Below are 22936 nucleotides of genomic sequence, written 5' to 3'. Positions count from 1 at the left end.
GCAGACACCCCCTCCCCGCGCTCAGGGACGCCATGCCTCGATCGGGTTGCCGAGCCAGCGGGTGTCGTCCGGGACGGACTCCGCGGCCATGACGAGCGACGCGGGACCCAGGGTCGTTCGGGCCCCGACCGTGCTGCCGGGCAGCACGATCCCGCCAGGGCCCAGCGTGGCGCCCTCACGGAGGACCACAGTATCCGTCCGCAAGATCCGGTCGTGGAAGAGGTGAGTCTGGAGCACGCACCCGCGGCCCACCGTGGTCCCTTCCTCCAGTGTGACCAGGTCCGCCTCGGGCAGCCAGTAGCTCTCCACCCACACACCCCGGCCGATCCGCGCCCCGAGCCCGCGCAGCCACGCCGTCATCACCGGTGTACCGGGCACCGCGCCCGCCAGCCACGGCACGGCCGCCACCTCGACGAACGTGTCCGCCAGCTCGTTGCGCCACACGAAGGAACTCCACAGCGGATGCTCCCCGGCGCGGTGCCGCCCCACCAGCAGCCACTTCGCGACCACCGACAGCAGACAGGCCGCCGCACCCGCGCAGAGCAGCACCAGCCCACCCAGCAGCGGCGCCCACACCCCGAGGGCGCACAGCGCGGCCACCGTCAGCACGGCCAGCGCCGCCGAGCAGAACACCGGCACGATCCGGCACAGCTCCACCAGCCCGCGCGCCCACAGCAGCCGCGCCGGCGGGTCGTACGTACGGCTCTGGTCGCCGTCGGCCGCGCTGCGCGGCAGCTTCACCGGCGGCAGCCCCAGATAGGAGCTGCCCTTCTTCGCCTTCTTCGGCGTCGCCGACAGCACCCCGACCAGACCGCCGTCCGGCACACTGCGGCCCGGCGCGGTCATCCCCGAGTTCCCGAGGAACGCCCGCCGCCCGATCTCCGCGCGCCCGATCCGCACCCAGCCGCCGCCCAGCTCGTACGGCGCGGTCAGCGTGTCGTCGGCCAGGAACGCGCCCTCACCGACCGTCGTCAGGCTCGGCAGCGCCAGCACCGTCGACACCTCCGCGCCCCGCCCGATCCGCATCCCGAGCAGCCGCAGCCACAGCGGCGTGACCAGCCCGGCGTACAGCGGGAACAGCGTCTCGCGGGAGCGGTCCATCAGCTGGGTCACCGTCCAGGCCTGCCAGCCCACCCGGCCGTGCGTCGGATGCGTGCCCTCGCGCAGCCCCAGGCTCAGCAGCCGTACGGCGACCAGGAGCAGCAGCGCGTACGCCAGCCCGTAGGCGAGCGTCGCCGGAACCAGGGCGATCACCGCCCCACGCAGCGCCTCGCCCAGCCCGGCGCCGGGCACCAGGAACACCCGGGCCACGGCGAGCGCGGCCCCCGCCGCCGCCACCGGCAGCAGATTCAGCGCGAGGCCCGTCACGCCGTACATCACCCGCCAGTACCTGCCGCGCTGCGGACGCTCCTTGGGCCAGTTCCGCTTGGCCTTGCCGAGCTTGACCGCGGGCGCACCGGCCCAGCGCTGACCGGTCGGGACCTGCCCGGTGACCGCCGAACCCGGCGCCACCTCGGCGCGCTTGCCGACCCGGGCCCCCGGGAAGAGCATGCTGCGCGTCCCGACGACGGCGTGCGCACCCACCTTGACCGTGCCGATCTCCAGCCGGTCGCCGTCCAGCCAGTGCCCGGACAGATCCACCTCCGACTCCACGGCCGCGCCGCGCCCGAGCTTGAGCAGACCGGTCACCGGCGGCAACGAGTGCAGATCGACGTCCGGACCGATCCTGGCGCCCAGCGCCCGCGCGTACCGCTCCAGCCAGGACCCGGTCAGCGTGGTCGCCCCGGTGAACTCGGCCAGCCGCTCCGCCGCCCACAGCCGTACATGCACCGACCCGCCGCGCGGATACCGGCCGGGCGTCACGCCCCGCAGCAGCAGCCGCGCCCCGCCCGCCGCGAGGGCGATCCGCCCCGGCGGGCTGAAGAAGAGCAGTGCTCCGGCGGCCACCAGCCACCAGGACGCGGTCGGCAGCCAGCCGTACCCGGGCAGCAGATTGCCCAGCGCGGCCAGCACGACCGTCCAGCGCAGCCCGAGCAGGGTGAACAGGGGAAGGAGCAGCAGGAGCTGGACGACCTGCGTCCTCCTCGGAACCGGCGCGACCGTACGGCTGCCGCCGTCGTCGTGCGCCGACTCCTCCAGCCGACGGGCCAGCTTGCGCAGCACCGGCTGCTGGTAGATGTCCAGGACGGCCGCACTCGGGTAGCGGGTGCGCAGCCGGGTGGTGAGCTGGGCGGCGGCCAGACTGCCGCCGCCGACCGCGAAGAAGTCGTCGGAGGCGCTCGTCACCGGCATGCCGAGAACCTCGGCCCACTGCTCGGCCAGCCACGCCTCGGTGCCGTACAGGTCCGCGCCCGCGGGCACGTCGACACTGTCGAGCGGCCACGGCAGCGCGTTGCGGTCGACCTTGCCGGACGTGCGGGTCGGCAGGTCCTCGACCGGCGCGAGCAGCGGCACCAGCGCCGCCGGCAGCGCGGCCCGCAGCCGCTCCACCGCCTCCGCCCGGTCCCAGCCCTCCTGGGTGACGACGTACCCGACGAGCAGCTGGTTGCCGCCGCGCGCGGTCCGCACCGCCGCCGCCGCGCCCGCGACGCCCGGCAGCGCCTGCAGCGCCGCGTCCACCTCGCCCAGCTCGATACGCCGCCCGCCGAGCTTGATCTGCTCGTCGGCCCGCCCGAGGAAGACCAGCCCCTCCGGCTCGGCCTTGACCAGGTCACCGCTGCGGTACGCCCGCTCCCAGCCCAGCGACTCCAGCGGCGCGTACTTCTCCGCGTCCTTCTCTGCGTCGAGGTAGCGCGCGAGGCCGACCCCGCCGATCACCAGCTGCCCGCTCTCGCCCATCGGGACGGGCTCGCCGGCCTCGTCCACGACGGCCAGCTCCCAGCCCCGCAGCGGCAGCCCGATCCGGACCGGCTCCTCGCCCGACATCAGCGAGGCGCAGGCGACGACGGTCGCCTCGGTCGGCCCGTACGTGTTCCAGACCTCCCGCCCCTCGGTCACCAGCCGCTGCACCAGCTCGGGCGGGCAGGCCTCACCGCCGAAGATCAGCAGCCGTACGTCGGTGAGGGTCTCGGACTCCCACAGCGCGGCCAGTGTCGGCACCGTGGAGACCACGGTGATCTCCTGCTCGACCAGCCAGGGCCCGAGATCGGCACCGCTCCTGACCTGCGAGCGCGGCACCGGCACCAGACAGGCGCCGTACCGCCAGGCCAGCCACATCTCCTCGCAGGAGGCGTCGAAGGCCACCGACAGGCCCGCCATCACGCGGTCACCGGGCCCGATGGGCTCCTCGGTGAGGAACAGCGCGGCCTCGGCGTCCACGAAGGCGGCGGCGCTACGGTGACTGACGGCGACGCCCTTGGGCTTGCCGGTGGAACCGGACGTGAAGATGATCCACGCGTCGTGCTCGACGGACGGTCGGGCGGCCCGCGTGCCGGAGGCCCCGTGAGCGGTGATCTCGTGAGCGGTGATCTCGTGCCCGGCGCCGATCACGGCCCGTACGTCCGCCTCCCCGAACACCAGCTCGGCCCGCTCGTCGGGGTCCTCGGCGTCGACGGGGACATAGGCGGCACCGGCCGCGAGCACGGCCAGGATCGCCACGTAGAGGTCATTGGTGCCGGACGGCACCCGCACCCCCACCCGGTCCCCGAGCCCGACCCCGGCGGCGGCGAGCCCGCGCCGCAGCCGCTCCACCGCCACGGCGAGCGCGCGGTAGGTCAGGGGGGCGGTGCCATCGTCCAGGGCGAGCTCGTCCGGGTACGACCGCACGGACGCCTCGAACACGTCCACGAGCGTGCGGGGGGAGGCGGCGGGCCCGCCCGAGAAGCGTGCCCTGTCACCGAGTTGTACGCGGATTTCTTCGTCGAGCAGGCCGAGAGCGCTGCTCTCGTGAATGGCTGCCATCGGTCCTCGCGTCTCGATCCCGGAAGCCTCCGGGGCGCCGGCGGGCCCGCAGGTCTGCCTGGGGTTGTCCGGACCGGCTCCGTAACAAGCCGGAAATTTTAGTACGACGCTAGGGTCGTCCTCTTCTGTCGGCCACCGGGAAGGGCCGTCCGGGGGGTGCTCGGGTGGCTGTCCGGAGGCGGTGACCTGCGTGATCTTCGACCGGGGAGAGATCGGCCACACAACGAGCGAGGGCCGTGACCCACGGTCACGGCCCTCGCTCTTTTCAAGTGTCCGAGGGGGGACTTGAACCCCCACGCCCGATAAAGGGCACTAGCACCTCAAGCTAGCGCGTCTGCCATTCCGCCACCCGGACAAGGTGTCTGTCGCGGCGGGTTTCCCCCGCGGCGACGTCGTAAACACTACCAGGCTTTCGAGGGTGCCCGATCACACCAGGTCGGCCGGGTGGCACGCCCCGCGTGAACGGCGTGTGACGGGCCGGGACCGGTCTTGGGCGGGGGCTGTACGGAGGGGGAGGATGAGGGGGACCCACCAGCAGTGCAGCGGGAGGAAGCAGCGTGAGTGACACGGCCAGGAACGTGACCGGCGAGGACGAGGTCGTGGACCTCTGCCGCGACCTCATCCGGATCGACACCAGCAACTACGGCGACCACTCGGGCCCGGGTGAGCGCAGGGCGGCCGAATGGGTCGCCGAGAAGCTCGCCGAGGTCGGGCTCGAACCGCAGATCTTCGAGTCGCACCCGGGGCGCGCCTCCACCGTGGCCCGCATCGAGGGCGAGGACCCCTCCCGGCCCGCGCTGCTCATCCACGGTCACACCGACGTCGTACCGGCCAACGCGGTCGACTGGACCCACCACCCCTTCTCCGGGGAGGTCGCGGACGGGTGCGTGTGGGGCCGGGGCGCGGTCGACATGAAGGACATGGACGCGATGACCCTGGCGGTCGTGCGCGACCGGATGCGCTCCGGGCGCAAGCCGCCACGGGACATCGTCCTCGCCTTCCTCGCCGACGAGGAGGCCGGGGGCCTGTACGGCGCCCGCCACCTCGTCGACCACCACCGCGAGCTCTTCGACGGCGTCACCGAGGCCATCAGCGAGGTCGGCGGCTTCTCGTTCACCGTGAGCGAGGAGCGGCGGCTCTATCTGATCCAGACGGCCGAGAAGGGCATGCACTGGATGAAGCTGACCGTCGCCGGCACCGCCGGGCACGGTTCGATGATCCACAAGGACAACGCGATCACCGAGCTGTCCGAGGCGGTCGCCCGGCTCGGCCGCCACACCTTCCCGGTCCGGGTCACCAAGACCACCCGCGCCTTCCTCGACGAGCTCGGCGACGCCCTCGGCACCGAGCTGGACCCCGAGGACATGCAGTCCACGCTCGCCAGGCTCGGCGGCATCGCCAAGCTGATCGGCGCGACCCTCAGCAACACCGCCAACCCCACCCAGCTCGGCGCCGGCTACAAGGTCAACGTGATCCCGGGCGAGGCGACCGCGCACGTCGACGGCCGCTTCCTGCCGGGGCACGAGGACGAGTTCCTCGCCGACCTCGACCGGCTCCTCGGCCCGAACGTACGGCGCGAGGACGTGCACTCCGACAAGGCCCTGGAGACCTCCTTCGACGGCGCGCTCGTCGAGGCCATGCAGTCGGCGCTGCTCGCCGAGGACCCGACCGCGAAGGCCGTCCCCTACATGCTCTCCGGCGGCACCGACGCCAAGTCCTTCGACGACCTCGGCATCCGCGGCTTCGGCTTCGCCCCGCTGAAGCTGCCCCCGGAGCTGGACTTCGCCGGCATGTTCCACGGCGTCGACGAGCGGGTGCCGGTCGATGGGCTGAAGTTCGGCGTGCGGGTCCTCGACCGGTTCATCGACGCGTCCTGAGACGCGAACCGGGGAACCTGGAAAATCGCGCGCCCGTGCGGAAGTGACTGAGAAGAGTGAATGCGCCGATAAGCGCGTAGCCTCATTAATTCCCCCTCGTTACTGGTGATGTGATCCGCTGATGGGGATCGCTTTTTGCCAACAAGGAGGAATAATGATCAAGAAGGTCGTCGCTGCTGCGGCTGCCACTGGTGGGCTGGTTCTCGCGGGCGCGGGCCTGGCCGTCGCCGACGCCGGTGCCCAGGGTGCCGCGGTGCACTCCCCGGGTGTCGCGTCCGGCAACGTGATCCAGGTTCCGGTGCACGTCCCGGTGAACGTCTGCGGCAACACGATCTCGGCGATCGGGCTGCTCAACCCCGCCTTCGGCAACGTCTGCATCAACAAGTGACGTCGACCCGCTGAGGGGTCGTCCACGCCATCGGCCCCGGAGCGCGCGCCATGCGCTCCGGGGCCGACCGGTCTTTTCCGAAGGAATGGCCGAAGAATTCGAACGGCCCGAATCTCCCCCGAGAACTTCCCAGGAACTGGAATGATGCGGGAATTCTGGTCGAGGACGAGATCGAAAGCAGGAAACAGCAATGCGACAGGTCACCCGTAAAAGCCTCATGACTGTGGCGGCGGCCACGGGGGTGATCGCCGCCGCCGGCGGCTACGCACACGCCGACTCGGGCGCCAACGGCTTCGCCACCGACTCGCCCGGCATCGCGTCCGGCAACACGGTGCAGGCGCCGGTGCACGTCCCGGTCAACGTGTGCGGCAACACCATCGACATCGTCGGGATCCTCAACCCGGCGTTCGGCAACTCCTGTGCCAACACGGGCGGCGGCAACGGCTCCGGCGGCAACGGCTACGGCGACCACGGCTACGGCGACCGCGCGTCCGGCGGCGGTAAGCACGGAGGAGGCCAGAGCGGCGGTCACCGGGGCGACAGCAGCGGCGGCGGAGGCCACCAGGGTGGTCACAGCGGCAACCAGGGCGGCGGTCACTGGGGAGGCCACGGCGACGACGGCGACTCCGGTGCCTACCCGGGCTACGGGGGCGCGCAGGCGGGCGGACACACCGGCGGTTCGCCCGGCATCGGTTCCGGCAACCACGTCCAGGCCCCGATCGACGTGCCGGTGAACGTGTGCGGCAACAGCCTCGACGCCGTCGGGATCCTCAACCCGTCCTACGGCAACGACTGCGCCAACGGCGGCGGGTACGACCACGTCACGCCGCCGACCCGGGGCCACGAGACGCCGGGCAGGCCGGGCCACCAGAACCCCGGCAAGCCGGTCGGCCACGGGTCCACCCCTTCCGGACCCGAGGCCGTTCCGTCCACCCCGGGCCGCGGGACCCCGGCCCACTCCGTGACCGCCCACCAGCCCACCGGCAGCACCGGTACGGTCGCCAGCGGCGCCCAGCTCGCCGAGACCGGAAGCGAGCTCCCGCTCGGCCTCGCCCTGCCGGCCGGCGCGGGCGCGCTGCTCGCCGGCGCGCTGATCTACCGCAAGGCACGCGCCTCCATGTGACGCCCCGGGAGGCCGGAGAACGGAGCGGGCCCCGCCTCGGCGGGGCCCGCTCCGTCTGTGTCGGTTCCGTCTCTGTCGGTTCCGTCTGTGTCGCTCACTTCACCACGTGGCACGCACCTGGCGGATGATCCGCCGGCGCAACCGCACCCTGCGGCTGCCGTCACGCATCAGGCTGAGGCGGTGCAACTCCCAGTGTCCGTACTCGGCATGGTCGGTCAGCAGACGCGTCGCGTCCTTGCGGGAGACCCCGCGCGGTACGTACACGTCGACAAATTCGTATTCCGGCATCGCATCTATTGTGCGGGCTGGGGCCTCGTACGGATAGCGTCTGCACTATGTCTGATGCTGCGCAGCCCACCGCTGCCGAGGTACGCGCCGCCGCCGAGGCGGTCAAGACCGCGCTCGACCGCCATCTGGCCGCGGTCGAACGCAGGACGGGGGAGGACGACCCGGCCGTCTACGAGGCGTTCAACGAGCTGGCCGCGGCCGCCGAGGCGTACGACGAACTGCTCTACGACCGCTACGACGAGGTCACGCCCTTCGAGATCCCCGGCGCGGACGACTCCCTGCCGCCGTACACGGGCCCCGAGGAGCCGAACGCGGTGAGCGTGCTGATCCGCCGGGACTACGCCGTCGCGGAGCCGCAGCGACTGCTCGCCCAGGCCCAGCGGATCGAGGCGGCGGACGACGAGGGCACGGACGGCGCGGGCACCGTGCACGGGGCCCTGGGCATCCTGTTCGGCGAGTTCGAACCGGACGAGATCGCCTCCCGGCACAAGGAGTTCGGCCTGGAGGAGGCCGACTCCACGCTGTGGGTGCTGGCGGCCGACGAACCGGCCGAACCGGGCGAGTGGCTGGAGGCGCCGTTCGACCAGGCCGATCCGCAGCGGGTGGTCTGCCGGTTCGACGTGAGCGCGGTGTTCGACGAGCTCGACGACGAGGACGACGGCGACGAGGTTCTCGCGACCGACCTGGACGAGCTCGACGACCTCGAGGACGACCTGGACGGGGACCTGGAGCCGCTGGACGTCGATCGGCGCTGAGCGCTCCGCTGGAAGTCCAGTTCGTCGCCTGCGGGTCCGTTGTGGCTGGTCGCGCAGTTCCCCGCGCCCCTTTGGGGCGCTGCCGAACCGCCGGCGCGACCGCCACCGTTCGTGTTCTCGTCGTGCGGCGGTTCAGCCGGCCTGCGGGACCTGCGTGCGCAGCAGGGCCGGCAGGCGGGTCGTGCGCGGCTTCGGCGGGACCTCGGCGACGGCTCTCGCCAGCGCCTGCTCCACACCGTGCACCACGGACAGATGCCGCTCCGCCCGCCCGAACGCCGTGTACACCCACGGCCGGGACAGGGCCTGCGCGGCGTCGCCGGGAAGCACCACGACCGCCGCGGGCCACCGGAACCCCACCGCCTGGTGCGCGGTCAGCGCCCAGCCGTGCCGCACGGACTGCTCCACCCGCTCCTTCGGTACGACGACGGAGGCGCCCGAGCAGGACAGGTGCAGTCCGTCCGCGTCGGCCTTCTCCACCCGGCCCAGCTGGGTCCGTCCCGGCGCGGGGGAGTGGGCGACCAGATCACCGGGGTCGAAGCCGCCGAAGCGGCCGGGCCCGGGATTGAGGCGCTCCTTCAGCGCGGCGTTGAGCGCGCGGGTGCCGGCCGCGCCGCCGTGGCCCGGGGTGATCACCACCGTCCGGCCGGGCTCGACGCCGAAGGCCCGCGGCACCGAGTCCAGAACGAGCTGCAGGGTCCGGTGCACGGCCTCGGCCGCGTCCCGCACCGGCACGATCACCAGCTCCTTGCCGGGCGCCTCGACCTGGTTGAGCTCGCCGATGCCGATCCCGGAGAGCAACTCGCCGAGCGGGCCGGGGTCGGGCGTGCGCGAGGCGATCTGCGGGCACACCCGGGCCCCGAGCAGATCGGCGAAGACCCGGCCGGGCCCGGCCGACCACAGCTGGGCCGGGTCACCGCTCAGCACCAGCCGGGCGCCGTCCGGCAGCGACTCCACCAGCATCGCGGCGCTCTCCACGTCGAGTCGCGGCGCGTCGAGCACGATCAGCAGGTCCAGGGCGAGCGCCCCGTCGGCTTCCCGGCCGGGGCCCTCGGTGCCCGCGAGCAGCCCGTGGACGGTGACGGCGGCGTCGTCCTCGCCCGCCAGTGCCGCGAGGCGGTGCCGGCCGTCCGGGGTGTGGCAGGCCGCGACCGCGCGCAGGCCCAGGGAGCGGGCGGCGGTGAGCAGCGCGGCCGGTTCGGCGCGGGCCGCCTCGCCGCCGGTGTGCAGCACCAGGCCGTGTCCGGCGGCGGCCCGGATCAGCTCGGCCGCGCTGCCGGACGCCGAGGCGGCGGCCGACTCCCACCCCGGCTCCGAGGCGGCCTCCTTGGACAGGGAGTTCACGATCCGGGCCAGGCCGTCGGCGAGGCTCTCCTCCGCGAGCGCGTACCGCTCCAGACCGACCAGGACACGGACCGGACGCTCGTCCGCCGCCTCTTCGGAGCTCTCCGAGCCTTCGGAGCCCTCGAAGGCTTCGAAGTCTTCGGGGGCTTGGGCGGCTTGGGGGGCCGACGCGCGGGCCGGTGCTCCGGGCTCCTCCAGAGCGTCCTGGAAGGCAAGCGCCTCGCCCTCGGCCAGCGCGCTCTGCACGGCGCCGTCGGCGTCCGGCACGGACCGCTGGGTGAGGGCCGCGGTGAGCGTCGGCAGCTCCAGGGCGGTGTGACCGGCCAGGGCCGCCTGTTCCAGGAGCCAGACCGTCAGGGCGCGGCCCCGGCGTTCGTCGTCGGGGGCGCACTCCGGTCCGAGCAGCGCCCGCGCGAAGCCGTCGGCCTGCTCGGGCCGTACGCCGCCGACGCGCAGCAGCTGCCAGGGGTCCTCGCGCAGCAGGTCCTCGGCCCCCTCGCCGAGGGCCCCGGCGGCCTGCGGGGCGAGCGCCTCGGGGGCACCGCCGTCGGCCAGCACGCGCCGTACGGCCGCCACGGTCTCCTGGGCGGGCGCCGCGGGAGCGGTCACGGTCTCGGCGTCCGCCGACTGCGGGCGTCGTACGGGTTCCGGGGCGGCCGGGCGGCGCGGGGGTTCCGGTTCGCTGAAGACGGTGGCCGCGGGCTTGGCCCCGCCCTCCACGGCCCGGACCGCCGCGAGCAGGTCGGCGGCCTTGCCGCTCAGCTTGGCCCCGCTGTCGATGGGCGCCGCTCTCTCGGCCTTGCGCCGCTCGATCCGCTCCCGCTCCACCTTCTGCGCGGCGAGCTCGGCCTGGGCCTCGGAGACCTGAGCGGCGGCCTCGCCCCCGGCGCTCTCGCCCCCGGCCGGTGCCGACGGGGTCTCCTCGGTTTCGCCCCCGACCGTGTCCGGGGCGCTGTCGTCACCGTCCGGTGTCCCCGGCCCGGTGTTCTCGGTCGCGTCCGAGGAATCCGGTTCCGTGCTCACAGCGTGCTCCAGTCGTGATCGGGATAGCGGTGCACGGGCGCCGACACGTCGTCGAGAGCCCGGCAGATCTCGTCAGGAAGAGTAAGGGCCTCCACTGACAACGCCGCCGTGAGCTGCTGCGCGGTGCGCGCGCCGACCACCGGGGCGGCCACGCCGGGCCGGTCGCGGACCCAGGCGAGGGCGACCTGGAGCGGCGTCACCGCGAGTCCGTCCGCCGCGGTCGTCACGGCGTCGACGATGCGGCTCGCGGTGTCGTCGAGGTACGGCTCGACGAACGGCGCGAAGTGGTCGGAGGCGCCGCGTGAGTCGGGCGGCAGGGCGTCGCCCCGGTACTTGCCGGTGAGGACACCCCGGCCGAGCGGAGAGGACGGCAGCAGGCCGATGCCCAGGTCCAGGGCGGCCGGCAGCACCTCGCGCTCCACGCCCCGCTGCAGCAGCGAGTACTCCATCTGCGTACTGGCCAGCCGGGTGCGCGTGCCCGGCGCGGCGAGCTGCCAGGTGGCGGCCTTGGCGAGCTGCCAGCCGCAGAAGTTGGAGACGCCGGCGTAGCGGGCGCGGCCGCTCGCGACAGCGATGTCGAGGGCCTGGAGTGTTTCTTCCAACGGGGTGTCCGGGTCGAACGCGTGCACGTGCCACACGTCGACGTGGTCGGTGCCGAGCCGGGCGAGGGAGGCGTCGAGGGCGGCCAGCAGATGCCCCCGGGAGCCGTCGAAGCGGCGGTCGGGATCGGGGACGCTGCCGGCCTTGGTGGAGATGATGAGGTCCCGGCGCGGGACCAGCCCGTCCATGAGCCGTCCCAGCAGGTACTCGGCCTCCCCGTCGCCGTACACGTCCGCCGTGTCGACGAGGGTGCCGCCCGCCTCCCAGAACGTCTTCAAGAGGTCCGCGGCGTCGTGCTCGTCGGTGTCACGCCCCCAGGTCAGGGTGCCGAGCCCGATGCGGGACACGCGCAGGCCGGTGCGGCCGAGATGCCTCTGCTCCATGAACGCCGAGATTACTGGCCAGAACTGGGCAGTGGGTTGCCTGTGGACAACGGAATCTCCGCGCGTCACCAACGCCCGCCACACCGACCTCCCCGCTCTCGTCCCCCCGCGCGCTAAGGTCGGGGCAACAGCGTCGTTACTGATCAGTAAGGGGAATCGGCCATGCAGCTCGGGATCAACCTCGGCTACTGGGGTGCCGGAATGGACGGGGACAACCTGGCCGTCGCCCAGGAGGCCGACCGCCTGGGATACGCCGTCTGCTGGGCCGCCGAGGCCTACGGCTCGGACGCCGCCACCGTGCTCAGCTGGGTCGCCGCCAAGACCGAGCGGATCGACGTCGGCTCGGCCATCTTCCAGATCCCGGCGCGTCAGCCCGCGATGACCGCGATGACCGCCGCCACCCTCGACTCCCTCTCCGGCGGCCGTTTCCGCCTCGGCCTCGGCGTCTCCGGACCGCAGGTCTCCGAGGGCTGGTACGGCGTCAAGTTCGACAAGCCGCTGTCCCGAACCCGCGAGTACGTCGAGATCGTACGCAGGGCGATGACGCGCGAGCGGCTGTCGTACGAGGGCGAGCACTGGACGCTGCCCCTGCCCGGCGGCCCCGGCAAGCCGATCAAGCTGACCGTGCACCCCGAGCGCGAGCACATCCCCCTGTACATCGCCGCCATCGGCCCGAAGAACCTCGAACAGACCGGTGAGATCGCCGACGGCGCACTGCTGATCTTCCCCTCCGCCGACCACCTCGAGGACACCGCGATCAAGCACCTGCGGGCCGGCCGGGAGAAGGCCGGGAAGACGCTGGAGGGCTTCGACGTCTGCCCGACGGTGCCGCTCGCCGTCGGCGACGACAAGGACGTCGAGAAGCTCGCCGACACCTTCCGCCCGTACACCGCGCTGTACGTCGGCGGCATGGGCAGCCGCAAGCAGAACTTCTACAACCAGCTCGCCCGGCGCATGGGCTACGAGGAGGCCGCCGCCGAGGTCCAGGACAAGTACCTGGCCGGCGACAAGCAGGGCGCCGCCGCCGCGGTCCCGCACGACCTCATCGACAGCACCACGCTGCTGGGCTCGGTGGAGCGGATCGCCGACCGGATGAAGGCCTACGCGGCCGCCGGCGTCACCACCCTCACCCTCGCCCCCGCGGGCTTCACCCTGGACGAGCGCCTCGCCTCGCTCCGCGCGGGCTCACAGGCCCTGGAGCTCGCCGGCCTCGCGTAAGAACAGTTCAGCAGCAGGAGATTTTCAGCGGCCGTGGTGGGGGCTCGGGGGTCTTCCCCGCCACGGCCGTCACGGAGAACAACGCGCCGGAGCGGGCCCGGTTACGCCCCATGCCGGCACCGCCGCCCTCATCCTTTCGGCCGAGTCCCCGGACACACCTGTTGCGCCAATCACCACCCCGCATTTGACTGATTTGCATGCTTTCGGCCAAGAGTTTGTTCCAGGAGATCCTCGACAACGACGAGTCGTTCGCGCTGTTCTGCTCCATCGCCGCCGGCGGGGAGTCGCAGGGCGGCTGGGAGAACGCCCGTATCGCCGCGCTCGTCCCCCCGGACCAGCGCGACCTCGCCCCCAAGATCACCCGGCACGGAGCAGACGAGGACAAGCACGGCCGCATCTTCAACGCCCTGATGAAGAAGCGCGGCGTCCAGCCCGTCCCGGTGCCGCCGGAGACGGACTACACGATGTTGCTGGAGCGGGGCGGCATCGGCCTCGCCCACGACAGGCTCCGGGCCGACCGGCCGCTGACCGTCCAGGACATCGTCACCTACCTCGCCCACAGCCGGGTCACCGAGCAGCGCGCCTCCGAGCAGATGGACCTGCTGCGCCGGCACTTCGCCGACCACCCCGACATCGGCCGCGCGGTGAGGATGATCTCCGACGACGAGGACAACCACCTCGCCTACTGCCACGAGGAACTGCTGCGCTTCGCGTACGCCGGGCACGGCCGCGCCATCCAGCACACCCTGCGCGCGTGCGCGCTCGCCGAGATCCGGATCTACCGCGACGTCAGCCTCGCCGTCATGGCCCACATGGGCGGCATCCTCGGCTGGCCGAAGGCCAAGTCCGCGGTCCTCGCGGCCGGCATCCACGCCGTGTACGCCTGGGAGCGGTTCGCGGGCTGGCGCCGGATGGTGTCCCTGGAGATGCCCGAGCGCCGCGACGCCCTCGGCGGCCCCGCGACCCCCGCCCCGGAGTACGCCTGAGCGGCCCCCGTACGACAGCTCGCCCCGGGCCGCCCTACAACCAGCCCCGCCGCTTGAACAGCCGGTACAGCAGCACCTCCAGGGCGGCCAGCAGCGCGATCACCGCCGGGTACGACCACAGCCAGTGCAGTTCCGGCATGTGGTCGAAGTTCATGCCGTAGATCCCGGCGATCATCGTGGGTACGGCCGCCATCGCCGCCCACGCGGAGATCTTCCGCACGTCGTCGTTCTGCCGGACGCTCATCTGCGCCAGATGCGCGCTGAGGATGTCGGAGACCAGCCGGTCCAGGCCCTCCACGGACTCGTTCACGCGCGTGAGATGGTCGCTGACGTCCCGGAAGAACGGCCGCGCCTTGTCGCTCACGAAGGGCAGCTCCGAACCGAGCCCGCCGACGTCCGCCAGCCGCGTCATCGGCGGCACCAGGGGGACGCAGGCGCGGCGGAACTCCAGCAGCTGCCGCTTGAAGCCGTAGATCCGCGACGCGGTGTTGCGCGAGCCGCCGCCCGTCGGGGAGAACACCTCCGCCTCCAGCTCCTCCAGATCGGTCGCGAGCTCGGTCACCACCTCCAGGTAGTGGTCGACGATCGCGTCGGCGATCGCGTACAGCACCGCCGTGGGCCCCTTGGCGAGCATCTCCGGCTCGTCCTCCAGCCGCCGTCGTACGGCGCCCAGCGGGGAACCCTCGCCATGGCGGACGGTGACCACGAAGGCGTCGCCGAGGAACACCATGATCTCGCCGGAGGAGACGGCGTCGCTGTCGGTCTCGTAGACGACCGGCTTGAACACCGCGAACAGCGAGTCGTGGTAGACGTCCAGCTTGGGCCGCTGATGGGCGTTGAGGGCGTCCTCCACGGCGAGAGGATGCAGCCCGAACTCCTCGGTGACGTGGTCGAACTCCTGCTCGGTGGGCTCGTACAGCCCGATCCACACGAAACCGCCCGACGCGCGCGCCTCGGCGAGGGCGTCGGAGAGGTCCTCCGGGCCCTCCGCGCGGTGCCCGTCGCGGTAGATCCCGCAGTCGACGATCACGGAGCGTATTCTCCCCTCGCCGTGCCCCCGGCGCACGCGCGCGTGTGCCTACGCTGGGCCGCATGCCCACGCTGATCCTCGTCCGGCACGGACGTTCGACCGCCAACACCTCCGGAGTGCTCGCCGGCTGGACGCCCGGCGTCGCCCTCGACGAGCGCGGCCTCGCGCAGGCCGCCGCCCTGCCCGGCAGGCTGGAGGGACTGCCGATCGCCGAGGTCGTCGCGAGCCCCCTGCAGCGCTGCCAGGAGACGATCCGGCCGCTCCTCGACGCCCGCCCCGGCCTGCCCGTCCACACCGAAGAGCGGATCGGGGAGGCCCACTACGGCGACTGGTCCGGCCGCAAACTCGCCGAACTGAAGGACGAACCCCTGATGGAGGTCGTCCAGGCACACCCGTCGGCGGCCGCCTTCCCCGGCGGGGAGTCCATGCGGGCCATGCAGACCCGCGCCGCCGAGGCCGTACGCGAGTGGAACGCGCGCGTGGAGCGCGACCACGGCCCCGACGCCGTCTATCTGATGTGCTCGCACGGCGACATCATCAAGTCGCTCGTGGCGGACGCCCTCGGACTCCATCTCGACCTGTTCCAGCGGATCTCCGTCGAACCGTGTTCCGTGACCGCGATCCGTTACACCCGCCTGCGGCCCTTTCTCGTGCGCCTCGGCGACACCGGCGACTTCGCCTCGCTGGCGCCGCGCGAGGAACCCCCGAGCGGTGAGGCGACGGTCGGTGGCGGCGCGGGCGCACCGTGATCGTCGGCCGCAGTAGGGTGAAGCGGTCCAGACACTCGCGTACACGCATGGACGTTCCCGAACCCACGACTCCCCATGGAGACAGGACGTGTCCCGTCAGGTGTTCCTCTACGACCCACCGGACCGCTTCGTGGCCGGTACGGTCGGACTGCCCGGGCGCCGTACCTTCTTCCTCCAGGCCACCGCCGGCTCCCGAGTGACCAGTGTGGCCCTGGAGAAGACCCAGGTCGCCGCGCTCGCCGAGCGCATGGACGAACTGCTGGACGAGGTCGTGCGCCGTAGCGGCGGCAGCGCGGCCGTGCCCGCCGTGGCGCCCGCCGAGAACGCCGACACCGGCCCCCTCGACGCACCCGTCGAGGAGGAGTTCCGGGTCGGCACCATGGCCCTCGCCTGGGACGGCGAGGAACAGCGCATGATCGTCGAGGCCCAGGCCCTCGTGGAGTTGGAGGCGGACTCCGAGGAGGATCTCGCCGAGGCCGAGGAACGGCTCCTCCAGGACGAGGAGAACGGGCCCCCGATGCTGCGGGTCCGGCTCACCGGTGCCCAGGCGAGAGCCTTCGCCAAGCGCGCCCTCGACGTCGTCAACGCGGGCCGGCCGCCGTGCCCGCTGTGCAGCCTGCCGCTCGACCCGGAAGGACACGTATGTCCGCGCCAGAACGGATACCGCCGCGGGGCGTGACGACCACCGACGCGGCCTTTGCCGACCTCCTCGCCCGGGGCGAGCTGACCGTACGGGGCCGTATCCGCGACGCCTCCAACGCGGCCCTGTACTGCACCGTCGTCCATGAGGGGCGTGAGGCGACCTGCGTCTACAAGCCCGTCGCCGGCGAGAGACCCCTGTGGGACTTCCCCGACGGCAACCTCGCCCGGCGCGAGGTCGCGGCCTACGAGGTCTCCGAGGCGACCGGCTGGGGCCTCGTACCGCCCACCGTGCTGCGCGACGGGCCCTACGGCGAGGGCATGTGCCAGCTGTGGATCGAGACGGCCCCCGAGGCCGAGCTGCTCGCCCTCGTCGACGGCGAGGAACCGGAGCCCGGCTGGAAGGCCATCGGGTTCGCCGAGGTCGGCGAGGGCCGGACCGCGCTCCTCGTGCACGCCGACGACGAGCGGCTGCGGCGGCTCGCCGTCCTCGACGCGGTGATCAACAACGCCGACCGCAAGGGCGGCCATCTCCTGCCCACCGCCGACGGCCGGCTCTACGCCATCGACCACGGAGTGACGTTCAACACCGAGAACAAGCTGCGCACCCTCCTTTGGGGCTGGGCCGGGGAGCCCCTGACCGCAGAGGCCGTCGACGTCCTCAAGGGCCTCAAGGGCGCGCTGGAGCCCTCCGGGACGCTCAGCGGCACCCTGGCCGCCCTGGTCACGCCTGCCGAACTGGACGCCACGCGCACGCGTGTCGACGCGCTCCTTCAGAGCGGGAAACACCCCGAGCCCAGCGGAGAGTGGCCCGCCATCCCCTGGCCACCGGTGTAACGGGCGGTATGCACGGGGGATGCACACGGGGCGGAAACACGCAAGAACGCCTTCCCGGTCATCCGGCCCGCTCCGGCTCGTATACACAACATCCGTCCGGGTTACGCTCATGACATGCATGCCTGGCCCGCTTCCGAGGTCCCCGCCCTGCCTGGTCAGGGCCGCGACCTGAGGATCCACGACACCGCGACCGGTGGCTTGGTCACCCTCGACCCCGGTCCCGTCGCCCGTCTCTACGTCTGCGGCATCACGCCGTACGACGCGACCCACATGGGACACGCGGCGACCTACAACGCGTTCGACCTCGTGCAGCGCGTGTGGCTCGACACCAAGCGGCAGGTTCAGTACGTCCAGAACGTCACCGACGTCGACGACCCGCTCCTGGAGCGCGCCGAGCGCGACGGCGTCGACTGGGTCGCCCTCGCCGAGAAGGAGACCGCCCTCTTCCGCGAGGACATGACCGCCCTGCGGATGCTCCCCCCGCATCACTACATAGGCGCCGTCGAGGCGATACCCGGCATCGTCCCGCTCGTCGAACGGCTCCGGGACGCGGGCGCCGCCTACGACCTGGACGGCGACATCTACTTCTCCGTCGAGTCCGACCCGAACTTCGGCCAGGTCTCGAACCTCGACGCCGCCGCCATGCGGCTGCTGTCCGCCGAGCGCGGCGGCGACCCGGACCGCCCGGGCAAGAAGAACCCCCTCGACCCGATGCTGTGGATGGCCGCCCGCGAGGGCGAGCCCAGCTGGGACGGCGGCTCCCTCGGCCGGGGCCGCCCCGGCTGGCACATCGAGTGCGTCGCCATCGCCCTGGACCACCTCGGCATGACCTTCGACATCCAGGGCGGCGGCTCCGACCTCGCCTTCCCGCACCACGAGATGGGCGCCTCGCACGCCCAGGTGCTCACCGGCGAGTTCCCCATGGCCAAGGCCTACGTCCACGCCGGCATGGTCGCCCTGCACGGCGAGAAGATGTCCAAGTCCAAGGGCAACCTCGTCTTCGTCTCCCAGCTCCGCCGGGACGACGTCGACCCCGCCGCGATCCGCCTCTCCCTGCTCGCCCACCACTACCGCGCCGACTGGGAGTGGACCGACCAGGTCCTCGCGGACGCCGTCGCCCGCGTCGGCCGCTGGCGCGCCGCCGTCTCCCGCCCCGACGGACCGCCCGCCGAAGCCCTGGTCGAGGAGATCCGCGAGGCCCTCTCCCACGACCTCGACGCCCCGGCCGCGCTCGCCGCCGTCGATCGCTGGGCCGCGCTCCAGGAGGAGCGGGGCGGCACGGACATCAGCGCGCCCGGCGTGGTCTCCCGAGCCGTCGACGCGTTGCTCGGCGTAGCGCTGTAGAACACGTGTGACGGGCCCTCCGCTCGCCGAAGGGCCCCTCACTTCCCTCGCATACTGTCGAAATGCTGTGGACCGGCCACGAGAAGCTGTGGCCGACGGGGTCCATGTGGTGAGGTGGGGCGGTAGTTGACCGCTGGACCGGCCAACTGCCGGTCCCCTTCGCGGAAGGACGCCCCGTGGCACCCACACACGGTTCCTTCGCACATCCCCTCTCCCGCCGCCGACTGCTCGCGATCGGCGCCGGGACATTGGGCGCCGCCTCCCTCGGCACGTCCGCCCACGCCACCGCCTCCTGGCCGGACGTGATCGCGCTGCCCGACGGCTTCCGCCCCGAGGGCATCGCCATAGGCCACACCCCCTACGCCTACTTCGGCTCCCTCGGCGACGGCTCCCTCTACCGCGCCGACCTGCGCACCGGCGAGGGCGCCGTCATCTCGACGGGCCCCGGCACCCCCTCGGTCGGCCTCAAACTCGACGAACGGGGACGGCTGTTCGTCGCCGGACGCGACTACGGCGCCCGGGTCGTGGACGTGCGCAGCGGTGAGATCCTCGCCTCCTACCCGCTCGCCACCACCACCCCGACCTTCACCAACGACGTGTACCTCACCCCGCGCGCGGCCTGGTTCACCGACTCCTACCAGCCGGTGCTGTACGCCCTGCCGCTCGGCCGGCGCGGTGAACTCCCGGACGCCGCCGACGTCGTACGCCTGCCGCTGAGCGGCGACTGGACCCAGGGCGCCGACGGGACCGTGAACGCCAACGGCATCACCCGCACCCCCGACGGCTCGGCACTGCTGGTCGTCCAGAGCGGCGCCGGCGGACTGCACCGCGTCGACCCGCGCACCGGCGTCACCACCCTGGTCGACCTCGGTGACGCGGCCCCCCTCACGAACGGCGACGGACTGCTGCGCACCGGGCGCACGCTGTACGTCGTACAGAACCGGCAGAACGCGATCGACGTGTTCACCCTGGCCGCCGACGGCCGCAGCGGTGTCTTCCAGCGCCGGATCACCGAATCCGGCTTCGACGTGCCGACCACGGTCGCCGCCTTCGGGAACCGGCTCTATCTGCCCAACGCCCGCTTCACGACCACGCCGACGCCCACGACGACGTACTCCGTCGTCGCCGTCACGGCATGACGAAAGGGGCGGCGCGTTCCAGGAAACGCGCCGCCCCGATCAGTGCCGTCCCGATCAGTCCTCCGACGAATCCTCGCCGCCTGACGAATCCCCACTGTCCCCGGCTCCGGGCTCCCCGGCCTCCCCGGCCTCTCCGGTCTCGCCGCTCGGCTTCGGCGGCCTCGGCGGCCGGGTCCGCTCCCCGGGGTCCGGCGGGCCGCCGCCGTCCCGGCGCCGCAGATAGCGCTCGAACTCACGGGCGATCGCCTCGCCCGACGCCTCCGGCAGCTCCGCCGTGTCGCGGGCCTCCTCCAGCGTCTGCACGTACTCCGCGACCTCGCTGTCCTCCGCCGCCAGCTGGTCCACGCCCACCTGCCACGCCCGCGCGTCCTCGGGCAGCTCGCCCAGGGGAATGCGTACGTCGATCAGGTCCTCGAGCCGGTTCAGCAGCGACAGCGTCGCCTTCGGGTTCGGCGGCTGCGACACATAGTGCGGAACCGCCGCCCACAGCGACACCGCCGGCACACCCGCGTGCGTGCACGCCTCCTGCAGCACGCCGACGATCCCCGTCGGACCCTCGTACTTGGTCTCCTCCAGGTCCATCCGCCGCGCCAGATCGGCGTCGGACGTCGTCCCGCTGATCGGCACCGGACGCGTGTGCGGCGTGTCCCCGAGCAGGGCGCCCAGGATGACCACCAGCTCCACGCCCAGCTCGTGCGCGAAGCCGAGCAGCTCGTTGCAGAACGAGCGCCAGCGCATGGACGGTTCGATACCCCGGACGAGCACCAGGTCCCGCGGCTTCTCGCCGCCGACCCGCACCACCGACAACCTTGTCGTGGGCCACGTGATCTTGCGCACGCCGCCGTCCATGAACACCGTGGGGCGGTTCACCTGGAAGTCGTAGTAGTCCTCGGCGTCCAGCGCCGCGAACACCTCGCCCTTCCACTCCCGCTCCAGATGCGCGACCGCGGTGGAGGCGGCGTCGCCGGCATCGTTCCAGCCCTCGAACGCGGCCACCATGACCGGGTCGATCAGCTCGGGAACCCCCTCGAGCTCGATCACCCAGCGCCTCCTTCCGACGTGCCCTCGCCTGACCACCCAACCTTACGGCGTTCCGCGGGGGCGCCCGCAGCCCCCTTGCACGGGGGAGTGAACGGATCACTGCCCCGTTCGCCCCCCTCGAACACCCTCCCGCCTCACAGGGTCGACCGCAGCCACTGCTCCACGCTCGCGATGTGCACCGTCGCCCAGGACCGCGCCGCCTCCGTGTCCCGGTCGCGCAGCGCCGCCAGGATCGCCCGGTGCTCACGCAGGGTCCCGGCGACCGCGTCCTCCTGGGTCAGCCCCCGCCAGATCCGCGCCCGGGTGGTCGGCCCCGACAGCCCGTCGAGCAGCGAGCACAGCACCGAGTTCCCCGCGCTCTGCACGATGCCCCGGTGGAACTCCAGGTCGCAGCGGACGAGTTCCTCCACCGACGGCGCGTCGCCCAGCTTGTCCAACTGGGCGTCCAGCGCGTCCAGTTGCTGCTCGCTGATCCGCAGGGCGGCCATCGCGGTCGCCGCCGGCTCCAGGATGCGGCGCACCGCCAGGAACTCCAGGACCGTGTCGTCGCGGTGGAAGTCGACGACGAACGAGAGCGCTTCCAGGAGCAGTTGGGGATCGAGGCTGGTCACATAGGTGCCGTCGCCCTGGCGCACGTCCAGGATCCGGATCAGCGACAGGGCCCGCACCGCCTCCCGCAGGGAGTTGCGGGACAGACCCAGTTCTGCGGCCAGCTCGCTCTCCTTGGGGAGCCGGTCGCCGGGGCGCAGCGCACCCGAGACGATCATGCCCTTGATCTTCTCGATCGCCTCGTCGGTGACTGCCATGACCGGCCTCCCTCTCACTCCCCGACCACCGGTTTCCACCCATCCGCCCATCATCTGCCCAGACATCGGATGTCTCGGGCCATTATGAGCCCGGGATCGCGTCGCTGGGGAGTGATCGGACGAGAACCTCCAGCACCTGATCAGGCCGGCAGGACCTCGTGGCGCTTGTCGATACTCACGTCGGCTCACCCTCCGCCAGCAGCCGCAGTGCCTCCAGCGACACCACCGCACCCCGTTCGACACCCGCCGCGACGACCTCGCGGTGCGGGTTGTAGCCACCGGTGGCTTCCGCGTCGACCAGCTCGTCGGCGTTCGCCCCGTCCACGACCAGCACCCCACCGGCCACCAGTCCGCGCAACGAGGCCGTGACCAGCAGCGCCGACAGCTCCATCTCGATCGCCGCGAGCCCGGCACCGTCGTAGGAGAAGAGGGGAAGGAGCCCCGGCTGGAAGGCCGCCCGGGTCCAGACGACGCCCCGGTGGTGCGGGGCGCCGTTCTCGTGGGCGGCCCGCTGGAGTGCGAACACCGCCTCGGGGCTGGAGACCGCCGGGTACTCCGGCGGCAGCAGCTGGTGGGTGACGCCGTCGTCGCGGACGGCCGCCTCCGCGATGACCAGGTCGCCGTCACCGATGCCCGGCCTCATCGCGCCCGCCGTACCGAACCGCAGGAAGACCCGCACTCCCGCGTCCGCCAGCTCCTGGAACAACAGGATCGCGCCCGGCGCGCCCACCCCATGCGAGGCGACGACCACTGGCACGCCCTTCCAACTGCCGCTGAACACCCGGTACTCGCGGTGGTACGACACCTCCTCCGCGCCGTCGAGGAATTCGGCGACGGCGGCCGCGCGCGCCGGGTCGCCGACGACCACCGCGTGCGCGGGCAGACCGGTGCGGGGTATGCGGGTGATGGGCAGGAGGTCCTGCGTCATGAACATGCTCCAGAGGGACGGGGGAGTGACGACATACGGCGCGGCGTCGGTCGCGTGCCGCGGCAGGCCGAGGCGACAGCGATCCAACCACTCGAACTACGGTTCTCCCAGGTCATGCACGATGCCGGAGGCCACCGGATCATCAGGAGCGCCCCGATATGTCCCAGGAACTGCATGTCCCAGGAACTGCGCTGTCGCCTGGACCGCTCGACTGAGCGCGGCTCACTCCGTGTCGAACCACTCCTTCCCGGCCGCCCAGTGCGCGACCCAGCCGGCGAAACCCGGCGCGGAGGTGGTCCCACCGAACTCCGCGCCGAAGGGCAGGGCGCCCACGTCGGTCATGAGCCAGATCTGCCGCGATGGGGCCCGGTGACGACGAGGTGCCAGTTCACGGCGCACCCGTCCGTCCCGAGGACGATCGAGCCGTGGTTGTGCACCTGGTCGATGGCGGCCTCCGGGTCCTCGTACGGCCCGTCGTCGTCCTCCCACGCCCACATCTCGGTGAGCGGGGAGAGGGGCGGCACCTTCGTGACGTGCCGCC

General features: G+C 72.4%; 19 protein-coding genes, 1 tRNA gene and 1 pseudogene. 11 read left to right on the top strand and 10 right to left on the bottom strand.

What is annotated here, in order from left to right:
- Positions 1 to 21: 21 nt before the first annotated feature.
- Both ACLZN2_RS38260 and ACLZN2_RS38255 read right to left on the bottom strand, forming a co-directional pair.
- On the bottom strand, positions 22 to 3900 hold the full coding sequence (locus ACLZN2_RS38260; RefSeq protein ID WP_416984199.1) for a Pls/PosA family non-ribosomal peptide synthetase: 3879 nt from the start codon (positions 3898 to 3900) through the stop codon (positions 22 to 24).
- Between the two features lie 270 nt (positions 3901 to 4170).
- Positions 4171 to 4255: transfer RNA gene (locus ACLZN2_RS38255), tRNA-Leu, on the bottom strand.
- Between the two features lie 202 nt (positions 4256 to 4457).
- Between ACLZN2_RS38255 and ACLZN2_RS38250 the strand changes: the two genes are divergently transcribed.
- From ACLZN2_RS38250 to ACLZN2_RS38240, 3 genes are all read left to right on the top strand, one after another.
- The gene (locus ACLZN2_RS38250; protein WP_416984198.1) at positions 4458 to 5777 is read left to right on the top strand and encodes a M20/M25/M40 family metallo-hydrolase; all 1320 of its coding nucleotides are present in this window, start codon (positions 4458 to 4460) and stop codon (positions 5775 to 5777) included.
- A gap of 154 nt (positions 5778 to 5931) precedes the next feature.
- Entirely contained in the window at positions 5932 to 6165 is a 234-nt protein-coding gene (gene chpH, locus ACLZN2_RS38245) for a chaplin ChpH (RefSeq protein ID WP_340381935.1), read from the top strand.
- Positions 6166 to 6355: 190 nt separating this feature from the next.
- Complete coding sequence (locus tag ACLZN2_RS38240; protein ID WP_416984197.1) at positions 6356 to 7288, top strand: chaplin family protein; 933 nt, start codon at positions 6356 to 6358, stop codon at positions 7286 to 7288.
- 99 nt (positions 7289 to 7387) lie between these two features.
- On the opposite strand, the gene ACLZN2_RS38235 is transcribed toward ACLZN2_RS38240, so the two are convergent.
- Positions 7388 to 7576: a DUF5703 family protein gene (locus ACLZN2_RS38235; protein ID WP_416984196.1), complete on the bottom strand. Its 189-nt coding sequence runs from the start codon at positions 7574 to 7576 to the stop codon at positions 7388 to 7390.
- A 47-nt stretch (positions 7577 to 7623) separates the two neighbouring features.
- On the opposite strand from ACLZN2_RS38235, the gene ACLZN2_RS38230 reads away from it, so the two are divergent.
- Positions 7624 to 8331 carry a hypothetical protein gene (locus ACLZN2_RS38230; RefSeq protein WP_416984195.1) on the top strand — a complete coding sequence of 236 codons (708 nt, stop codon included), beginning with the start codon at positions 7624 to 7626 and terminating at the stop codon, positions 8329 to 8331.
- A gap of 132 nt (positions 8332 to 8463) precedes the next feature.
- Here ACLZN2_RS38230 and ACLZN2_RS38225 read toward each other — a convergent pair whose 3' ends face one another.
- Together ACLZN2_RS38225 and ACLZN2_RS38220 are read right to left on the bottom strand one after the other, a co-directional pair.
- Entirely contained in the window at positions 8464 to 10695 is a 2232-nt protein-coding gene (locus ACLZN2_RS38225; RefSeq protein ID WP_416984194.1) for a helix-hairpin-helix domain-containing protein, read from the bottom strand.
- A complete protein-coding gene (locus ACLZN2_RS38220) occupies positions 10692 to 11678 on the bottom strand; it encodes an aldo/keto reductase (protein ID WP_416984193.1) in 987 nt (328 codons plus the stop codon). Before ACLZN2_RS38220 ends, ACLZN2_RS38225 begins: the two co-directional genes overlap by 4 nt.
- Before the next feature lie 162 nt (positions 11679 to 11840).
- Here ACLZN2_RS38220 and ACLZN2_RS38215 point away from each other — a divergent pair, with 162 nt between their 5' ends.
- Together ACLZN2_RS38215 and ACLZN2_RS38210 are read left to right on the top strand one after the other, a co-directional pair.
- Positions 11841 to 12896 carry an LLM class F420-dependent oxidoreductase gene (locus ACLZN2_RS38215; protein ID WP_416984192.1) on the top strand — a complete coding sequence of 352 codons (1056 nt, stop codon included), beginning with the start codon at positions 11841 to 11843 and terminating at the stop codon, positions 12894 to 12896.
- A gap of 197 nt (positions 12897 to 13093) precedes the next feature.
- Complete coding sequence (locus ACLZN2_RS38210; protein WP_416984191.1) at positions 13094 to 13882, top strand: ferritin-like domain-containing protein; 789 nt, start codon at positions 13094 to 13096, stop codon at positions 13880 to 13882.
- A 34-nt stretch (positions 13883 to 13916) separates the two neighbouring features.
- Here the strand turns inward: ACLZN2_RS38210 and corA are convergent, their stop codons facing one another.
- Entirely contained in the window at positions 13917 to 14912 is a 996-nt protein-coding gene (gene corA, locus ACLZN2_RS38205) for a magnesium/cobalt transporter CorA (RefSeq protein ID WP_416984190.1), read from the bottom strand.
- A 62-nt stretch (positions 14913 to 14974) separates the two neighbouring features.
- Between corA and ACLZN2_RS38200 the strand changes: the two genes are divergently transcribed.
- The 5 genes from ACLZN2_RS38200 to ACLZN2_RS38180 all read left to right on the top strand — a co-directional run bounded on the left by ACLZN2_RS38200 (position 14975) and on the right by ACLZN2_RS38180 (position 19620).
- Complete coding sequence (locus ACLZN2_RS38200) at positions 14975 to 15661, top strand: histidine phosphatase family protein (RefSeq protein WP_416984189.1); 687 nt, start codon at positions 14975 to 14977, stop codon at positions 15659 to 15661.
- Between the two features lie 88 nt (positions 15662 to 15749).
- Entirely contained in the window at positions 15750 to 16340 is a 591-nt protein-coding gene (locus ACLZN2_RS38195) for a DUF3090 domain-containing protein (protein ID WP_416984188.1), read from the top strand.
- Positions 16304 to 17137 carry an SCO1664 family protein gene (locus ACLZN2_RS38190; RefSeq protein WP_416984187.1) on the top strand — a complete coding sequence of 278 codons (834 nt, stop codon included), beginning with the start codon at positions 16304 to 16306 and terminating at the stop codon, positions 17135 to 17137. The genes ACLZN2_RS38195 and ACLZN2_RS38190 overlap by 37 nt, the downstream gene beginning before the upstream one ends.
- A 114-nt stretch (positions 17138 to 17251) precedes the next feature.
- Positions 17252 to 18481, top strand: coding sequence for a cysteine--1-D-myo-inosityl 2-amino-2-deoxy-alpha-D-glucopyranoside ligase (mshC, locus tag ACLZN2_RS38185; protein ID WP_416984186.1), 1230 nt, complete (start codon positions 17252 to 17254; stop codon positions 18479 to 18481).
- 176 nt (positions 18482 to 18657) lie between these two features.
- Positions 18658 to 19620, top strand: coding sequence for an SMP-30/gluconolactonase/LRE family protein (locus tag ACLZN2_RS38180; protein ID WP_416984185.1), 963 nt, complete (start codon positions 18658 to 18660; stop codon positions 19618 to 19620).
- 54 nt (positions 19621 to 19674) lie between these two features.
- On the opposite strand, the gene ACLZN2_RS38175 is transcribed toward ACLZN2_RS38180, so the two are convergent.
- The 4 genes and pseudogenes from ACLZN2_RS38175 to ACLZN2_RS38160 all read right to left on the bottom strand — a co-directional run.
- A complete protein-coding gene (locus ACLZN2_RS38175) occupies positions 19675 to 20661 on the bottom strand; it encodes a PAC2 family protein (protein ID WP_416984184.1) in 987 nt (328 codons plus the stop codon).
- A 134-nt stretch (positions 20662 to 20795) separates the two neighbouring features.
- On the bottom strand, positions 20796 to 21467 hold the full coding sequence (locus ACLZN2_RS38170; protein WP_416984183.1) for a FadR/GntR family transcriptional regulator: 672 nt from the start codon (positions 21465 to 21467) through the stop codon (positions 20796 to 20798).
- A gap of 175 nt (positions 21468 to 21642) precedes the next feature.
- Positions 21643 to 22395: a nucleoside phosphorylase gene (locus ACLZN2_RS38165; protein WP_416984182.1), complete on the bottom strand. Its 753-nt coding sequence runs from the start codon at positions 22393 to 22395 to the stop codon at positions 21643 to 21645.
- A 222-nt stretch (positions 22396 to 22617) separates the two neighbouring features.
- Positions 22618 to 22904: pseudogene (locus ACLZN2_RS38160) on the bottom strand (SMI1/KNR4 family protein); the annotation flags it as partial.
- Between the last annotated feature and the right edge of the window lie 32 nt (positions 22905 to 22936).

This window comes from Streptomyces sp. T028, from assembly GCF_048159505.1.
In the GTDB taxonomy this organism is placed as follows: domain Bacteria; phylum Actinomycetota; class Actinomycetes; order Streptomycetales; family Streptomycetaceae; genus Streptomyces.
The sequence above is the reverse complement of the archived record's forward strand: the minus strand, read 5'-3'. Positions and strand labels throughout refer to the sequence as shown.